Below are 17,235 nucleotides of genomic sequence, written 5' to 3'. Positions count from 1 at the left end.
CCCGCAGGAGCCGGTGCTCGCTTCTCGTCCGGGCACGCTTTACCTTGGTAGCGGTGTTGCATGGTGAATCTGCGTGCCTCGCTTCCGCGATTGTCTGCCATGGTTTGCCGGCGCAAACCTATGGCGGACACGCTTCACAGCCACAGTATGGTGTAAAAATCATTACTTACGAGCCGCAAAGGCGTCGTTTATCTCTTTTGTGATCTTCATCGCCGCCGAGTTTCTTCCAGTCGCTGACGAATTTGTCGAAGTCGTCGAGCGGAGCGCCGAGAATGATCGACGTGATCATTTGATCGCTCATCTTGTCGAGTGTGCTTTTCTTCTGCACCATCGTCGGCGTCGGAGCCAAATACATTTCGTCCTTGATGAGCTGGTTGTTGGTTTTATAATTGTTAATAATCGTGTAGACGCTGTCTTCGCCGAATACCTTGGCCGTTCCCCAGCTTTTCTGGTCGCCGCCCTGGTATTTGAGAATCGTATCGTAGGTCGATTTTTCCTCGCCGTTCAGCTTGGACGTGTCCTTCGATTTCAGCGCTTCCGCCACCTTGTGATGCTGGGTCAGGTTTTTGTTGGCCGCAAACAGCGTGACCGGCGGATATTTATGGAACGCCAAAGTGGTCGCTTCCTCGCTGGTGAACGCCGGATCGGCCTTCGCCCCCCACATTTTTTCGACGAACAGGTTCAGTACTTTGATCACGGCTTCGGGATGCTTGGCGTTTTTATTGATCGCCGTGAAGTAGGAGTTGCCGCCCGGCGCGCTGTTTTGCGCAAAAATCGGTTTCCCGTCGGCGGATACGACCGGGAACGGCTTCCAATCGGCGTTCGGATCGTTGTTTTTGTTCGCTTGCAGCGTGGTGAGCGGAGCCCAATTCGGACCGAAAAATAGCCCGTTTTTGCCCGAAGCGACCGTCTCTTCCACCTTCTTCGTATCTTTGACGCCGAACTCCTGGTCCATGAGCCCCGCTTTGTACAGCTTTTGCAGCTCGCCCAGCGCCGTCTTCATCTCCGGTTGAATACCGCCGTAAACCAGCTTGCCGCCGCCGTCCTTGATCCAAATATTCGGGTACGCATGGTAACCGTTAAAAAATCCCATAAGCCGCGGGTAGCCAGTCCACAACTCCTTGGAAGCAAGAAACCCTACCGTATCTTTCTTGCCGTTACCGTCCGGATCTTGATTTGCAAAAGCTTCGGCGATTTTCAGCACCTCGTCCATCGTCTTCGGCTCGGGCAGCCCTATCTTCTTCAACCAATCCATGCGGACCCAAAGAATCGGAGAGCTGTCGACGATCGAGGCCATCGTTGGAATGCCCATCAGCTTGCCTTTGAGTGTCGCCGTTTCGAGGGAAAGACCGCCGTCCGACTTCAAGTATTCCTTCAGCATCGGGGATCCGAATTTGTCCACCAGCGACGTTATATCCATCAATTGACCGTTATCCATCAGCTGCACGAATTGAGTCGGAGACAGCGACATAAATTCCGGCAAATCGCCCGAAGCGATCGCCACGTTCATCTTTTGCTCGTATTGGGCGCCGTTGACGGTCCAACTGTTTTTGATTTTGATGCCCAGTTCCTTCTCGATCGTTTTGGACCAGATATTGCTGTCTATGTTTTCTCCTTCGCGGAATTTCAGGTTAGGGTCCAGCGAACGGACGGTCGTAACCTCAATGGGCGGATCGTATTTGCCCAAAGGATCGGTGTTCACGGCCTGTGCCGGAGCGGAGGGCTGATCCTTTGACGCTGTGCCTTCACCCGTGCTGCCGCCGCATGCCGTCACAAACACCATAGCGGCGGAAATCATGCCGATTGCCAGTTTGAATTGGGCGCTGCCTTTCATTTGTATTCCTCCCCTTTTTTGCTGCTGTATTCGTTCTCATCTCCTATTATAAGAACACATCGGAACTAAACCTATATGAATATCTTTACCTACCCTATAAGCCGTTTACTTCTTTACGGGGAATAACAAGCAAAAAAAGAGAGGACGCCTCGAATTCATTCGTTCATGAATTCGAGGCGTCCTCTCAAATCGTTTATTATCACCGATTAATACACATCGCGCTGGTAACGCCCTTGCTCCTGCATTTCGTTTAAATACGCTTCGGCCGCTTCCCGGGTCATTGAGCCTTCTTTTTCAATAATGTCGATAAGCATGTTGTGAACGTCTTTCGCCATATATTGCTTATCCCCACAAACGTAGAAGTATGCCCCGTTTTCCAGCCATGCGAATAATTCCTTGCTGTTTTCAAGCATTTTATGCTGCACATATACTTTTTCCGCCGAATCGCGGGAAAACGCGGCGTCCAGTCTAGTCAAAACGCCGTCTTTTTGATACTTTTCCAATTCGTCCCGGTACAAGAAATCCGTTGCCGAGTGCTGGTCGCCAAAAAACAGCCATGCTTTGCCCGGCGCTTTCTGTACGGCACGTTCCTCGATAAAAGAACGGAAAGGTGCGATGCCCGTTCCCGGGCCAACCATAATAATATCTTTATCCGGAGACTCCGGCAGATTAAAATGTTTATTTTGTTGTATAAATACCGGGATCGTATCGCCTTCATGAAGACGTTCGGCGCATAAAACGGAGCAAACTCCTTTGCGTTCGCGGCCATGAGCCGTGTAGCGCACCGCGCCGATCGTCAGATGCACTTCATCCGGATGAGCGGCGATGCTGCTGGCAATGGAATACAGCCGCGGCATCATTTTTCTGAGCAAATTGACAATCTCTTGGGCGGAAGCTTTCCAGGGCCCAAAATCCCGTAACAAATCGAGCAAATCGCGTCCGTCGATATATTGCTTCAGTTGATCGGCGTTTTCATTGGACACCAGCTTTTGCAGCTCTTCATTTTCCGATAACTCCGCTGCCTGCTGGACAATTTTTTTCGTCAATAACGTAATTTCAAAGTGTGCTGCCAGCGCTTCTCCCAAGGGAAGCGTATCCCCTTGCTTATTAATGGAAACGGACAGGTCGGCATCCCATTTCATTTCTTCAAGAAGAGCGGCCACCAGCTCCGGATCATTTTCAGGGATAATACCGAGGACATCGCCCGGGACGTAGGAGAGTCCGGATCCTTTTAACGACAGCTCGAGATGTCTCGTTTCTTTGCTCGAGCCGGCTCCGTTTAAGTTTACATTTTTGAGAACTTTCGCTTGAAACGGATTGGATCTTGAAAATGTTGTCGTCACTGCACTAGTAGATTGCATACGTTCACCCCAAAAAGTTGTATATGTGTAGGATAACACAAAGAGCCGCGCAGTGACAACGAACCGTAGCTGTTCCGATTATTGCCTTGAACGAACCTGGATGTTATGGGGAAACGCAACCGCGCAGCTTTATGATTACGTTATGCTTTCAGCCATAAGAGCGGCTTGGGATCGACGGTGAACACGCTGGAATCGAAGCTTTTTTTCATGAGCTCGAGTTTTTTGGGCAAGTACTCCGGCACGTCCCAAAGATTGTCGAATTCGTTCGGATCGGTCCCATGATCGTACAGTTCTCCGACTTCTTCCCCATGGAACACGACAAGCTTGTATCTTCCGTCATAATACATCGTCGCGTATACGTTGTCGTGCGAGCCTAACAGCGCATAATAATATTCGGAATATACATGATCCTTATGAATGTATCCTTCGCCTTCCGTTCCTTGCAAAATCGGAAGCAGGCTTTTCCCCTGCACATAATAAGGAATTTCAATACCGGCCAGCTCCAGCAGCGTCGGGGCAATATCGACAAGCTCGACGAGTCCGTCGAATCTCTTGTTTTCCTTAAAATGTCCGGGCCATGAGATGATGAGCGGCACGTGGACGAGCCCTTCATAGAAATGAGCGCCCTTCAAGATCAATCCGTGGTCCCCGAGCATCTCCCCGTGATCGCTCATAAAGATGATGACGGTATTTTCCCGCTGGCCGGTTCGCTCCAGTTCGTCGAGCAGCTTTCCGACATTATAGTCGACGAGCTCGATCATCGCATAATAATCGGCCACATACTGTTTCTTCTCCAAATCGCTCATATGGGCGCAGCTCGGCCCGACGCCGCCCTGCCCGCCGTTCAAATAATCTTCTTTCTGGATGCGCGGTTTGTTGTCCAGCTCCCCTTTCTTCCACTTGGGCAGCGGCATATCTTCCGCGCGGTAGCGCTCCTTGTAGTTTTGCGGAGGATCAAACGGCTCGTGCGGGTCATACACGTTGACGCTCATGAGCCATGGCGCCTGGCTGTTATGTCTGATGAAATGGATAGCTTCGTCGGTAGCCCACGTCGTTTGATGATATTTTTCATCGATACCGCCGTTTCGTCCTTTGTAATGCTCGCTCCACTCGATTCCCTGCTGCTTCAGCCAAATCTGGTAATCGTGTCCGATCGGCCACGCATCGCGCTGGGCCGGGCTCCATTTAAAGACGCGGTACCCGTCGTCATTGCGCGGTTCGATCCGCCCGATAATTCCCGACAAGTGAAGCTTCCCGGCGAGGCCGCAGTCGTAACCGTGGTCGGCGAGCATCTTGGTGACCAGCACTTCATCCTCTGGAAAATACGGAGCTCCGTTTTTCGTCACTCGCGTCGTTCGCGGATACCTTCCCGTCAAAAAGCTGGCCCGGCTGGGAGAGCATACCGTGCTTTGCGCGTATGCCCGGGTAAAAGCCACGCCTTCGCTGACGAGTCTGTCCAAATTCGGCGTATGAATATACGGATTGTTTAACGCACCGATCGTGTCAAACCGCTGCTGATCGGTACAAAACCATAAAATGTTCGGTTGTTCCTGTTTCGTCTCTTGTTTCATGGCGATTCCCCTATCCCTTCACGCCCGAAGTGACGATACCTTGGACGTAATATTTTTGCAGGAAAATAAACAACAACAGCATAGGCAAAGCGATTAACGTTGTGGATGCCATAATGTAATTCCACTGAAGCCCCGCTTCCGATTTAAACATGCTCAAAGCGAGTTGCACCGTTTTCATTTCATCGGAATTCGTAATAATCAGCGGCCATGTGTATTGGTTCCAGTTATTGATCGTCTTTAACAAGGCGACGGTGGCGAAGATCGGAAGGCTGAGCGGAATGTACATGCTAAAGAAGGAACGCAGTCTGGAGCATCCGTCCACCTTCGCCGCTTCGTCCAATTCCTTCGGAAATCCCAGGAAAAATTGACGAAACAAAAACATGCCGAACGGATGCGCGAGATGCGGCACAATAAGCCCCCAGTACGTATTCAGCCAGCCCGTTCCTCCATCGCCCCATACATCGTTGCCGCCGGCAAAGGGAATGCCTTTGATTTTCATAAACACGGGGATCATGATGACCTGCTCGGGAATCATCAGACCTACCAGCGACAAGAGAAACAACAGATCTCTGCCGGCAAAGTTTAATCTGGCAAAAGCAAACCCCGCTACCGACATAATGATAATTCCAATTCCGACCGTAATCGTCGTGACCGTAACGGAATTTAGAAAATACCTCGGCCAGTTACCCTGACTCATCGCTTCCGCATAATTCGAAAACAGGAATGATCGAGGCAGCAGCTGAAACGCAGGCGACTGAATTTCCGCCATCGACTTCAGCGACGTCACAAGCATGATGATAAACGGAAGCATAAATATGCAGGCAAACGCAATAACCAATCCTTGAACGATCCATCTTTTGGCTGTAGTCTGTGTCATCCGATCCCCTTACCTTCAACCGATTTACGCCTTATGTTTCGAGGCGCCGAACTTCATATTTATCAAGGTGATGAGTACAACTCCAAGCAGCAGAACTACGGATTGAGCCGAAGCGTAGCCCATCTTGAATTCCGTAAAAGCCCGCAGGTAAATTTGGTGTACGACGGTTGTCGTCGAATTGACCGGCCCCCCGGCCGTCATGACGTTAACCTGTTCGAAAACGTTAAACGAAGCGATGATTCCCGTTACAAAGAGAAAAAATGTAGCCGGAGCAAGCGACGGAATCGTAATGTGCAGGAATTGATGCCATTTTCCGGCGCCGTCTACGTCCGCCGCTTCGTAATAGTCTTGGGGAATTCCCTGCAGTCCGGCCAAAAAAATGATCATATTGTAGCCGATGCCTTTCCAAATGCTCATCATAATAATCGAAAACAGCGCCCATTTCGGATCGAGCAGCCACTCTTTCGGCGACATGCCCAGTGACTGCAAAATTCGGTTCAAGATGCCGTGGGACGGGTCGTACAGCAGCATCCATACCATCGAAACCGCCACCATGGAAACGATATAAGGTGTGAATACGAGGGTTCTCGCCGCTTTCGTACGTACCCATTTGATATTCATGACGACGGCGGTCAGCATGCCGAGCGCCATCGTGGGCACAATCGTGCAGACCAAATAAATCAGCGTGTTTTTAACCGATTTGAGAAAGACATCGTCCTTCAAGAGCTTCATATAGTTTTGCAAGCCGATGAAATGCTTTGGCGCGAACATATTGAAATCCGTAAAGCTGTACATGACAACCTCGACAGCCGGTATAAATATAAAATACAGAAAGAGCAAGTAAAACGGCGCAATCAGCAAATAAGCGACCGGATCTTTAAAATGATTTTTCCGCAGCAGCGTTTTTGAAGACATATCGTTTGGTTTCCTCCGGATGTTATGCCTTACTTGGAAACTTCTTCTTTCAGCTTGGCAACCGCGTCCTTCAACGCCTGATCGACCGGTTTCGTTTTAAAGGCCGCTTCCTCGTAGCCTTGTGTCGCATATTTTCTGTAAAGCGGGGACCAGGTCACGTTCGGCCGCCCGGCGCCAACCGCAATCGCATCCATAACCGGCTTGTTAAAGGCGGGGTCGAGTTTAATATACTCGTCGACGAGCGATTTTCTCACGACCGCCGTGTTGGTGTCCTTCATTCTGGCGGTCATTTTCTCCTTGCCCATCAAGAACGTGATCAAATCCCAGGCAGCGTCTTTATTTTTGCTTTTTTCCGACATCGAGAACAGCCTGAGTCCGCTGAAGGTCGCCGGCTTTTTGCCGGGCACGTTGCTGACGATGCCGATTTTGTCGGCTAACGAGGGATCGTTTTTAATCATGTTTTTGATCGTGTCGGGCAAGAGGTAACTCATTGCCGATTTTCCCTTCGTAAACGGGATGTTGTCGACTTTGTTCATATCTGCGAAAGGAATGGAATACGGCATCAAATCGACCAAAAATTGCACCGCTTCCACTGCTGACGGCTGATCGAATACGGGAATCTCGTTCATTTCGTCGACAAGGATGTTCCCGTTTTGTCTGGCGAAAATTTCGAACAATAACGAGTCTTCCTGCTTTGGAATATCGAAACCGGCCCTTACGACTTGGTTTCCATCTTTCTTGGCAAGCTTCATCGCGTATTCCTTAAGCTCATTCCAGTTTTTCGGAGGCGAATTCGGGTCCAGCCCCGCTTCCTGGAAAAAATCTTTGCGGTAAGCGAATACATACGGTGTCGGAGCATAGCCGATTCCGTACACTTTTCCTTTAAATTTGCCGAGGTTGATAATATTTTCCTGGATGTCCGCCTTGTCTTCCCACTTTTGAATGTAATCGTCCAATGCGGCGAACTGATTGAGCTGGGCTCTGCTGGGCAGGTTGACGATGCCGACATCGAACAAATCCGGTGCGGTTCCGCCGGCAAACGCGGCATTCCACTTGGTTTCCACGTCGGCTATCGGCACAAAATCCGCCTCGATTTTCACATTCGGATGTTTCTGCTCGTAATCTTTAAAATCCGCAACCAAGCTTTTATTCAGCGGTTCGGAGGCGTTCCCCCGCAGCCAAAATTTCAGCACCACATTACCGGCCGCGCTTTTCCCGGTATCCTTATTCATCTGTTCCACGGCGGGGCCGCCGCCGCAGGCCGTTAATAAACCGGCCGTCAACGTTGACAATACGAGCCCTGAGGCAACTAACTTTTTCACCCAAATCCCCCCTGTAAGATGCAAAGGCGAAGCATTTTGTAAACGGTTTACGGAATGTTCAGCCTTTGTTTTTTCTTAATATAAGAGAAAAAAGAACAAATAACCATGCAGCCCGGTTATTTATTCTTCAGCCGTAATTAGATCTTTAATTTGGAGTTATCCTCCTCTTTCGCCGTGCTTAGAGATTGTTTCGCGATTCTTAGCTCTTCCAAAAGATGTTTGGGGGATTTGCCGAAGTATAATTTAAAGACTGTGCAAAAATGCGATTCGCTGGCGTACCCTACCTCGGGAGCGATTTCACTGATTTTCATTCTTTTTCCCGTCAGCATTTGCTTTGCGCGCTCCATACGAATCGACAATAAAAAACGGGTTACGGATTGTCCCGTCTCTTTTTTGAACAGCTGGGAGATATAGTTTTCATTCAAGTGAACAAGCCGGGCGAGCTGCGCCATGTCCACTTTTTGCGAGAAGTGGTCGTGCAAATAACGGATGATCCGGTTGGTCGCCTCACTGTAACGGTACATATGCCGGGATGCCGCTTCCAGCATCGCTTCAAGTTGCATCATAACGCGGTCCCGGAACGATTCCTTAAACTCGCCGATCGTAAGGAGCTCCTCCGGATCGTAAAGAAGCCGGGGGATTTCAGACGTCTCAGCCGCTTCCATCAGCTTATGGCTTAACAGCTCCAACATTCGAATTATCATTTTTTTCGCTTCCTGAGGAGGAAACCCGTGCCGCCCTTCTTCAAGAATCCCGTCCAGAACCGACAGTACGTGACTTGCCGCATGCCGGTCCGAACCTTGAAAGGTTCTGATCAATTCGTGAATGCTCATCAGGCAGCGGTCACGCGCCGCTCCGTCCCTCGAATGCCGTTCAAACACATGTACGCCGGAGGGGCCGGAATAAAATTTGTAATCCTTCGCTTCGTTCGCCTCCGCGTAGGACTGTTTCATGCCTTCCATGGACTCAAATGCCGTGCCGATTCCGATCGAAACCGTACAATCAAATCGCCGGCTTATTTCGCCATTGATGTTCGTGCAAAGATCGCGCAAACGTTCCGTTATCGAACTCCTCCCGACATCACATCTTTCAACTATGAGGACATGCTCGTTTTCATCCGTCTGTACGGCGGCAGAAATGGGAAAGCTCATCTTAACGCGATCCTGTATAAACTTGGACAGCAAGGAAAGATTCGCTTGTTTCTCTGCCTCCGTCATGTGAAGCGCCCACGCGGTATAATGGTCGGCCGAAAGCGCTAATATATACTTCGAGCGTGAGGAAGCGGCAAACAAATAGTCCGCGATCTTCTGCATCGGTTCGTGTCCGAGCGAGTTATGGCGAAGATAGTCGCGAATCAATACTTCTATAATTTCCGCGTTTTCCTCCGGGCTTCCCGCACCCCCGATCTGTCCCCGGCTCCCAAGGTGCGTGCGGATATTGCGCAGCGCTTCGATGATCTCCGCATCCGCCGTCTCCGCCTTCAGCAAGTAGTCTCTGGCTCCCATAACCAGTCCTTTTTTCACATATTCAAAATGATCGTAATTGCTGAGAATTAAAAATTGCGGCGCGCCGCCCCGGTCTTTGACCGCCCGAATAAGCTCGAGTCCGTCCATAACCGGCATGCGTATATCGGTAATGATTATATCCGGCCGACGCTGCTCATACATATGAAGCGCTTCTTCGCCGTTCGAGCAAATGCCGACAATTTCAAATTCTTCATCGTATTGTCGGATGACATATTCGAACCATTGGCGAATCGGCTTTTCGTCGTCGACAATAAGTATCCTTGAGATCGTTTTCATCCGATTACATCCTTTCCCGAATGACGGGGAGATGAATGGTCACCTTCGTCCCCCGGTTTTTTCCGCTTTGCAGCTTGATGCCGTATTTTTCGCCAAAATGCAGCTTGATCCGCTGCTGAATGTTTTCGAGACCGATCCCGTTGGATTCCTCCCGGCCGGACAGGCGGCCGCCCGATAAAGGAGAATTCCATTCGCTCAAATCCATGCCGACACCGTCGTCGGTAATTTCCACGATCACCTTATCCCCCTCGGGATAGACGCCCACCCGAATCGTTCCTTGGCCGTCTTTCGGTTCGATGCCGTGGAAAATCGCATTTTCCAAAATCGGCTGAAACAGCAGCCTTAACGTGTAAAACGAAAGGATCTCTTCGTTAAAGTCGTACACCACGTCAAATTTATCGCCGTACCTGATCTTTTGAATCAGAATATAATCCGATAAAAACTTCAATTCCTCCGAAAACGTTATCCATTCATGGCCTGCATTAAAGTTTTGCCGAAGCAGCCTGACGAGAGAGATGATCATGTTGTTGGTGACCTCGGGCTGATTCGTTCTTACCATCCACCGAATGGAATTTAACGTGTTGTATAAAAAATGCGGGTTCATCTGTGCCTGAAGCCCTTGCATTTCCGCTTTACGTTTCTTCTCGTGCTGAGCGACAATTTCTTTCATCAGCGAATCGATTCTCTCCAGCATCGTATTATATTTAGCTACGAGAAAGCCGATTTCATCTTTTCTGTTCACGTCGATCATATGGTTCAAGTTGCCGCTGCTCGCCAAGTGAATGGATTTCACCAGCTTTTTCAGCGGAGAAGAGATCGCAAACGCAATGAAATAAGACAATACGAACAAAATGACGAGCTCCGCCAGCGCGATCAGAACCACATATTTCTTGATGCTGCTCATGCCTTCCATCAAAGCGGACAAAGGCGTCACATCGACAATATACCAATCAAGCTGCTCCACTTTATAAAACGAAACCAATGTTTCGCCGCCCTCATATCTTGTGAGGAAGTAACCGGACCTGTTGCCGCTCAGCTTTTTAAAAAAATCGGCGCCCGCCGCACTGGTGCCGAGCTGCGATTTGTTTTGGCCGGATATCATGACGCCTTGCGAATTGAATATCATGATATGTTTATCTTCCAGATTTTTGTAGGTATCGTATAAAATATTTTCGCTGAAATCGAGAATGAGCAGCCCGGTTCCTTTGCCCGTGTAAACATCTCTCATATAACTGACCGCAGAAAAAATATAATTCCCGTCCAGCAGATAAGTGTCCGCCCAAAGCATCTTGTTTTTATCCTCTTCGAACGTGATCATCCAATTTTGGCTGCGCAGCTCGTCCTGCTCCCGCCGGTCGGTCCCTTCGTCGTTATAATAATTTCCGTTAAATCCGAAAAGGGTCAACTTATGTTTTAAAAATTGAAAGTTGTTGTTCACCGTATCGTTCAAAGCCTTCACTTGATTTTGCGTAACCAACTCTTCGTATTTGCGGTCCGTCCAGTCGCTTTTTACAAGCCGCCGAATATTCGGATCGAGAAAATACATCGAAGAAACCGATTTCACATTACCGTTTATAATTTGAATTTTATCGGCAATTTGGTTTAACACGTTTAAGTTGGCCTCGCCGGCTTTATTCAAAATATTTTTTTCCGCAAACGTGTAGAAAAAGAACGTGATCGACAAAATGACCAGAAAAAAGAGAGGGGAGAACGTTATGAATATTTTGTTTTGGATCTTCAAATTATTAAACAAACGAACCACTGTTCAGCTCCCCTCCGCTTTGTCGAAAAATGCCGCCGAAGATACGGATATTATACTTCACTTTATTCCATAATGGAATTATGCTTTTGCAAACCTTGTCTGCAAAATATGGTGCCTTCAAACAAAAAAAAACGGCATCATGTCAGATGCCGGGAATTTGAGATTTATTTAACCAAGCCAATCTTTTTAAGTATTTGTCCATTTAGATTATAACTTTCCGTTATAATCTTCTGAAACTCATCGGAGCCGGCGTAATTAAGCTCAATGCCCGCCGCGTTAAAAAGCTGTATCGCTTCGGGGTCTTCCATTGCCTTTTTGAAAGCATCATGGAGGATAGCGAGGATATCTTTAGGCAATCCTTTGGGGGCAATGATTCCAAAATAAATATCCGAAGCTGCATTGATCCCCTTATCCTTTAAAGTCGGTACGTCTTTATAAAAATCGCCCTTACTGCTGCCTAAATTGGCTATCAGCCGAATATTGCCCGAATCCAGCTGTCCCTTGATCTCCTGGGAAGCCGCGCTTGCTCCTTGAACATGACCGCCGAGCAAAGCGGTAAAGGCTTGGCTGCTGCTGTCAAACGGAACGTTTTTGGTTTGGGCGCCCGTAGCGTTATTAAACGCTTCCACAGCAATATGTCCCGGATTACCGGCACCTGCCGAGCTGTACGTGAATTTGCCCGGGTTTTTCTTAACGTAGTCAAACCATTCGTCAAATGTTTTCCACGGAGCATCGGCTTTTACAGCCAGCAGCAACGGACTGGAAGCTATTCGTATTACGGGCTGAAAACTGTCATGGCTGAAAGGAATATTTCCATAATGCGGTTGAACGGAAAGCGGTCCGCCGGCCACCAACGCAAGCTTGTACCCGTCCGGCTTAGCTTGAAAAACCTCCGCAGTTCCAACCGTCCCCGCGCCTCCCGTCTTATTCTCAACGACAATATTTTGTCCATTGGGCATATACTTTTTCAGTACTTTTTCCAATATGCGGGCAATTTGGTCTGTTCCGCCGCCTGCGGCATAAGGAACGATAAGTGTAATCGGTTTAGTCGGAAAATCGGCATCGGATCTTGCCCCTGCGTTTTTTTGATTCTTTTGAGCTTGCGGAGCCCCTTGAGCGCAAGCTGTTAATAAAAGCGCGAAAATCATTGTGATGAAAGCAAACTTATTCTTCATAGCGAGTCCTCCCAATCGAATATAGGTTACATATCGGCAGCTTCTATGCCGCCTTTCTTTTTCAGCCAGCCGAAGATGCTGAACGCAAGCAGGATGATGCAAATAACCATCAATGTCCCCGAAATCGGACGCGTAAAGAAGATCAGCCCACCGTTGTCCGAGGTCGCCAGCGATTGAAGCAGCGTAGACTCAATCTGCGATCCCAATACGAAGGTCAATACGGTGGCGGCGATCGGTATATCCAATTTTTTCATGATATACCCGATTATGCCAAATATTATCATGAGCCCCATATCCCACAAGCTGTTATTGACGCTGTACGCCCCCAATAAAGAAACAATCAAAATCAAGGGAAACAGCAGCTTATAGGGGACTTGGGCGATTTTAGCCCACATATTTGCCATCGGCAAATTAAAGATAAGCAAAATCACGTTACCGATGAACATACTCGCTATAACGCCCCAGACGAAATCCGGATTTTTATGAAACAAAGCCGGACCCGGCGTTAAACCGTGCATGACGAATGCCCCGAGCAGAATGGCCACCGTAGGGGAACTCGGAATACCCATCGTAAATAAAGGAATCATCGCCGCGCCGCTGTGGGCGTTGTTTGCGGTTTCCGGCCCGGCCACACCTTCGATCGCTCCTTTTCCGAACCGGGAAGGATCCTTCGCGATCTTTTTCTCCAAGGCGTAGGAAATTAAAGATGCGATCACCGAAGTAGCGCCGGGAATTAATCCGAGCAGCATGCCTATGCCCGTCCCTCTGCCGATAGCTTTGGCCGCGGGTTTCCATTCCTCCCGTTTCGGCATTAGACCTTGTATTTTAAGCGGCGTATCCGCCTCCATCTTGTTTTCGGCATTCAGCAAAATTTCCGAGATGCCAAACAGCCCCATCGCAATGATCGTAAAATCAAATCCGTCCAGCAGCTCCATCCGGCCGAATGTAAAACGAACCGCACCCGATACCGGGTCCATGCCTACCAGTCCTAAAAGCAAGCCAAAAACAGCAGCGATCATTCCCTTGATTAACGATTTTCCCATCAATGCGATCAGCATCAATAAGCCCAACATCATTAAAGAAAAATATTCGGGCGGACCAAATTTCAGCGCATACCGGGCTAACGGAGGACCGATAAACGTCAAAGCTATGATTGCGGTGACCCCTCCTATAAATGAACCGATTCCCGCGACGCCCAAAGCCGTCCCCGCCCGCCCCTGCTTCGCCATCTGATGACCGTCCAGGCAAGTAACAACAGATGCCGCCTCACCCGGTGTATTAATCAAAACCGAGGTGATCGTTCCTCCATACATACAGCCGTAAAAGATGCCGGAAAGCATAATAATGGCCGAGACAGGCTCCATGTCATACGTAATGGGGACAAGCAGCGCAGTTCCGGCAACGGGGCCTAAGCCGGGCAGCACCCCTACAAACATGCCGATGGAAACCCCGATTAAACAATAAAGCAAATTCCACCAAGTACCTGCCACCTCAAAGCCGTGTAACAACGATGCCAACGATTCCAAAGAAAGTCCTCCTTACCATCCAAATGCGTTAACAGGCAGCGCGACTTGAAGAACCGAGCCGAAAAGCCAAAACAGGAAAACGGATACACTTAACGATATGGCAATGTTGGCATACCATTTATATCCGCGGTAAAGCAGCAAAAACAAAAACAGGGTGCCGGTCAATACGAAGCCTATAAATGAAATCAACACCACAAACAAAACCAAACAACCCAGTATAAATAAAATGTTTCGCAAAACGTCGCCTCTTGGAAACGTCGTCTGACTGTTTTCTTTAGATTTAAACGAATCATATATATAAAAGCAGGACAGCACCATCAGGATGACGCTTAGCCAAACGGGGAAAAATCCCGGTCCCAATCCCAAGCCGATTTTTTTGTAGGGATAAGAAAAGGACGTTACAAGCAATACCAACGACAGCAGTAAAACAAAAAATCCCGCCCACACTCCAGGATTCATTTTTTTCAAAAATATCTCCTCCGACCTGCCTCATCTTGTAGACCGAATTTTAAAACTTAATCCCACCCGAACGGATTCTGGTGGGATAATTCTATAATGAATTACTTATAGCGCTTTCTAAATAAAGGCCTTAATTCGTCAATCGGCGCATTGCTGACTATCAACTCACGCATTTTATCCTCTTCCGCAATGATGGATTTTGCCGTCTCCAATACGATTTCGATTTTATCAAAAGGCACAACGCAGATCCCCGAATCGTCCGCGATAATGAGGTCCCCGGCATCCACCACGATATTATGAAGAGTTACCGGCCCGTTCATTTCGATGGCTTCGAGCCTGAATTTTCCGGTCATCGGAGTATGTCCGAAACTCCATACGGGATAGTCAATGCTTCTGATCGTCGAAACATCCCGCACTGCACCGTTAACAATGCTGCCTGCCAAACCGCGGGATTTGGCCACTGTGCAGGATTGTCCTCCCATATTCGATACATCCGGATTGCCGCCGAAATCAGTTACGAGCACATCCCCCGGCTCAGCCAGGTAGTAAATGTCACGTGTCGACATGCGGATAACATCTTTATCGACGTATCCCTGAGTGGGTGTTTTTCTTTCGGGAATATTTCTGATTGTAACGGCGTGCCCCACGATTTTTTTACCCGGTATAATAGGACGCAGATGGGATGCGGCAACGACTCCGCAAATCCCCATGGAATCCAGAATATCCGATACTGTTGTAGTGAGATCGTCCAGCTCCAGGAACTGATTGATAACATTCCGGCTGACGCGCGGGAATTTAATTTTTTTAACTCTTTCTTGAGGGATTAATCCCCATATTCTTCCCTGCTCCTTATACTCTTGATATTCTTTTTCCAATTGTGTGCTCATTGAAAATTCCCCTCGTCTTTCTTTTTTTGATAGCGTTTTCTTTTTCTATTTTATTAAAACACATAATCATTTATAATGTGTAATATGAATTTCTAATGTTAGTATAAATTTCATTTATGTAAAGGAGAGCTGCTGCTTGCGACTTGATCAATTACAATATCTCGTTGAGGTCTCCGATTGCGGTTCCATCACCATAGCGGCAGAAAGGCTGCATGTTTCTCAACCGAATGTCAGCCAATCCATTGCAAGCCTGGAAGAAGAATTAAAAACAACCATATTTATTCGCTCCAGATCAGGTGCGAAACCAACGGAAGCGGGCAAAGCCATTATAGACAGAGCAAGAGAAATCCTTAATCAAGTGGCCGAACTGAAAAAAGCGGCACGAACCCAAGATTCCGAGTTAACGGGAACGATTTCCATTGCGACGATCCCGAGCATGTGTATGACTTTATTGCCCAAAACCTTAGCTGTATTTAAAAGCAAGTTTCCAAAGGTTCAAATTGAGATTATTGAAGCCGGATCCATTAAAGCAAAGGACTCTGTTCTGAATGGAGAAGTGGAGCTTGGTCTCGTTTCACGCCGCCAGCCCTCCGATTTTGACGATGCAAAACTGCAGTTTGAGCCCTTGCTTATCGGAGAAACAATGGCTTGTGTAAGTAAATATTTTGCTTTATCTTCCAAAAAAAACATCTCTTTGGAAGAGATAATTAAACACCCGATCGTTATTTTTAATCAAGAATACAGGATGAACTCCTACATTCTCACCCGGCTGAAGCAGTATGGGGAGCCGAATATACTTTTTACCGCAAGCAATCCCGAATCTTTAAAAAAAGTGATCGCAGAAGGTTTGGCGATCGGTTTTTATGCCGATTTCGCTTTAAAAACGGATCCTTATGTAAATAATGGAGATATTATCCCGCTTCCTATCGCCGAACAGCAAATGAACACTTTATTTGGCGTATTGCGTAAAAAAAATAAGCATTTAACGCCGGCAAGCGAAGAATTTATAAGTGAATTGAGAGCGCAAGCCGTGCACTTTAAACGGATATACAATCTTGCGGATTTAAATATCATTTAATATCCATTCCCCGAATTTGCAAGAAAAGGGCTATACTTGTGGCTTTGTTTGGCTACTGCCGGACTAACCCCCGGCCTGATAAAATAACTACTGACTATGACAGGAGTTGTCACTATTAGCGGTTACACTATCAGAGAAAGATCAATTCTAAAGTTGAAGGAGCTGTGTAACTATGGAAGTGCAACTAAACCCGTATATTATGCTGGACGGAGGCGCTCGTGAGGCGATCGCCTTTTACGAGCAAGCGTTGGGAGCGAAGGTGGCATTCAAGATGACCTTCGGCGAAGCTGGACAAGCGGTGTCGGAGCAGGCAAGGGACCGAGTGGCCCATTCCGTCCTGAAGATCGGTGGAACGGTTCTGTTTGTCGCCGATACGGACCCGGGGGTTCGGTTCGCGCAGGGCAAGCAGGTAAACATCTGCATCACCACCGCCGATAAGGAGCAGGCCCGGAAGTATTATGAGGCGCTGAAAGAGGGCGGACAGGTCGATCACCCCCTGCAGGAGGTCTACTTCAGCCCCGCGTACGGGATGGTAACCGACAAATTCGGCGTCACCTTCCAGATTTTCACGCAAAAGGCGTAATGGCGGGTGAATTGAAATTCTAATGAGATAGCTTCGAGGAGCAGTATTTAGCATCCCTACAGAGATTGTCGATTAAATGGGAT

14 protein-coding genes are annotated in these 17,235 nt (G+C 48.2%); 2 read left to right on the top strand and 12 right to left on the bottom strand.

The features are described 5' to 3' along the window. Nucleotides 1–166 precede the first annotated feature (166 nt). The 12 genes from MYS68_RS00170 to MYS68_RS00115 form a co-directional block, all read right to left on the bottom strand. A complete protein-coding gene (locus tag MYS68_RS00170) occupies nucleotides 167–1,834 on the bottom strand; it encodes an extracellular solute-binding protein (RefSeq protein ID WP_248923874.1) in 1,668 nt (555 codons plus the stop codon). 206 nt (nucleotides 1,835–2,040) lie between these two features. Continuing rightward, nucleotides 2,041–3,195 (bottom strand): sulfite reductase subunit alpha, encoded by a 1,155-nt coding sequence (locus MYS68_RS00165; RefSeq protein ID WP_248923873.1) that lies wholly within the window; start codon nucleotides 3,193–3,195, stop codon nucleotides 2,041–2,043. A gap of 140 nt (nucleotides 3,196–3,335) precedes the next feature. Further along, on the bottom strand, nucleotides 3,336–4,766 hold the full coding sequence (locus tag MYS68_RS00160) for a sulfatase family protein (RefSeq protein WP_248923872.1): 1,431 nt from the start codon (nucleotides 4,764–4,766) through the stop codon (nucleotides 3,336–3,338). Between the two features lie 10 nt (nucleotides 4,767–4,776). Continuing rightward, a complete protein-coding gene (locus tag MYS68_RS00155; RefSeq protein WP_248923871.1) occupies nucleotides 4,777–5,643 on the bottom strand; it encodes a carbohydrate ABC transporter permease in 867 nt (288 codons plus the stop codon). 24 nt (nucleotides 5,644–5,667) lie between these two features. Beyond that, entirely contained in the window at nucleotides 5,668–6,558 is an 891-nt protein-coding gene (locus MYS68_RS00150) for a carbohydrate ABC transporter permease (RefSeq protein WP_248923870.1), read from the bottom strand. A gap of 29 nt (nucleotides 6,559–6,587) precedes the next feature. Further along, nucleotides 6,588–7,880, bottom strand: coding sequence for an ABC transporter substrate-binding protein (locus tag MYS68_RS00145; RefSeq protein WP_248923869.1), 1,293 nt, complete (start codon nucleotides 7,878–7,880; stop codon nucleotides 6,588–6,590). Between the two features lie 137 nt (nucleotides 7,881–8,017). Continuing rightward, entirely contained in the window at nucleotides 8,018–9,682 is a 1,665-nt protein-coding gene (locus tag MYS68_RS00140; RefSeq protein WP_248923868.1) for a response regulator, read from the bottom strand. Between the two features lie 4 nt (nucleotides 9,683–9,686). Beyond that, nucleotides 9,687–11,444, bottom strand: coding sequence for a sensor histidine kinase (locus MYS68_RS00135; protein WP_248923867.1), 1,758 nt, complete (start codon nucleotides 11,442–11,444; stop codon nucleotides 9,687–9,689). A gap of 164 nt (nucleotides 11,445–11,608) precedes the next feature. After that, nucleotides 11,609–12,619, bottom strand: a complete 1,011-nt coding sequence (locus tag MYS68_RS00130) for a Bug family tripartite tricarboxylate transporter substrate binding protein (protein WP_248923866.1) — start codon at nucleotides 12,617–12,619, stop codon at nucleotides 11,609–11,611. Between the two features lie 26 nt (nucleotides 12,620–12,645). Further along, complete coding sequence (locus tag MYS68_RS00125; RefSeq protein WP_248923865.1) at nucleotides 12,646–14,145, bottom strand: tripartite tricarboxylate transporter permease; 1,500 nt, start codon at nucleotides 14,143–14,145, stop codon at nucleotides 12,646–12,648. 12 nt (nucleotides 14,146–14,157) lie between these two features. Further along, the gene (locus tag MYS68_RS00120; RefSeq protein ID WP_248930764.1) at nucleotides 14,158–14,604 is read right to left on the bottom strand and encodes a tripartite tricarboxylate transporter TctB family protein; all 447 of its coding nucleotides are present in this window, start codon (nucleotides 14,602–14,604) and stop codon (nucleotides 14,158–14,160) included. A gap of 101 nt (nucleotides 14,605–14,705) precedes the next feature. Then, nucleotides 14,706–15,491, bottom strand: a complete 786-nt coding sequence (locus MYS68_RS00115; protein ID WP_248923864.1) for an RraA family protein — start codon at nucleotides 15,489–15,491, stop codon at nucleotides 14,706–14,708. A gap of 136 nt (nucleotides 15,492–15,627) precedes the next feature. On the opposite strand from MYS68_RS00115, the gene MYS68_RS00110 reads away from it, so the two are divergent. Then, entirely contained in the window at nucleotides 15,628–16,569 is a 942-nt protein-coding gene (locus tag MYS68_RS00110; RefSeq protein WP_248923863.1) for a LysR family transcriptional regulator, read from the top strand. Between the two features lie 172 nt (nucleotides 16,570–16,741). Beyond that, complete coding sequence (locus tag MYS68_RS00105; protein WP_248923862.1) at nucleotides 16,742–17,152, top strand: VOC family protein; 411 nt, start codon at nucleotides 16,742–16,744, stop codon at nucleotides 17,150–17,152. The last annotated feature ends 83 nt before the right edge of the window (nucleotides 17,153–17,235 follow it).

Origin of the sequence: Paenibacillus hamazuiensis (assembly GCF_023276405.1) — a bacterium.
GTDB classification, from domain to species: Bacteria; Bacillota; Bacilli; order Paenibacillales; family NBRC-103111; genus Paenibacillus_AF; species Paenibacillus_AF hamazuiensis.
The sequence above is the reverse complement of the archived record's forward strand: the minus strand, read 5'-3'. Positions and strand labels throughout refer to the sequence as shown.

Coding starts and splice junctions, on each gene's coding strand:
- MYS68_RS00170 (WP_248923874.1), bottom strand. CDS start 1,834: ATGAAAGGCAGCGCCCAATTCAAACTGGCAATCGGCATGATTTCCGCC.
- MYS68_RS00165 (WP_248923873.1), bottom strand. CDS start 3,195: ATGCAATCTACTAGTGCAGTGACGACAACATTTTCAAGATCCAATCCG.
- MYS68_RS00160 (WP_248923872.1), bottom strand. CDS start 4,766: ATGAAACAAGAGACGAAACAGGAACAACCGAACATTTTATGGTTTTGT.
- MYS68_RS00155 (WP_248923871.1), bottom strand. CDS start 5,643: ATGACACAGACTACAGCCAAAAGATGGATCGTTCAAGGATTGGTTATT.
- MYS68_RS00150 (WP_248923870.1), bottom strand. CDS start 6,558: ATGTCTTCAAAAACGCTGCTGCGGAAAAATCATTTTAAAGATCCGGTC.
- MYS68_RS00140 (WP_248923868.1), bottom strand. CDS start 9,682: ATGAAAACGATCTCAAGGATACTTATTGTCGACGACGAAAAGCCGATT.
- MYS68_RS00130 (WP_248923866.1), bottom strand. CDS start 12,619: ATGAAGAATAAGTTTGCTTTCATCACAATGATTTTCGCGCTTTTATTA.
- MYS68_RS00120 (WP_248930764.1), bottom strand. CDS start 14,604: ATGAATCCTGGAGTGTGGGCGGGATTTTTTGTTTTACTGCTGTCGTTG.
- MYS68_RS00115 (WP_248923864.1), bottom strand. CDS start 15,491: ATGAGCACACAATTGGAAAAAGAATATCAAGAGTATAAGGAGCAGGGA.
- MYS68_RS00105 (WP_248923862.1), top strand. CDS start 16,742: ATGGAAGTGCAACTAAACCCGTATATTATGCTGGACGGAGGCGCTCGT.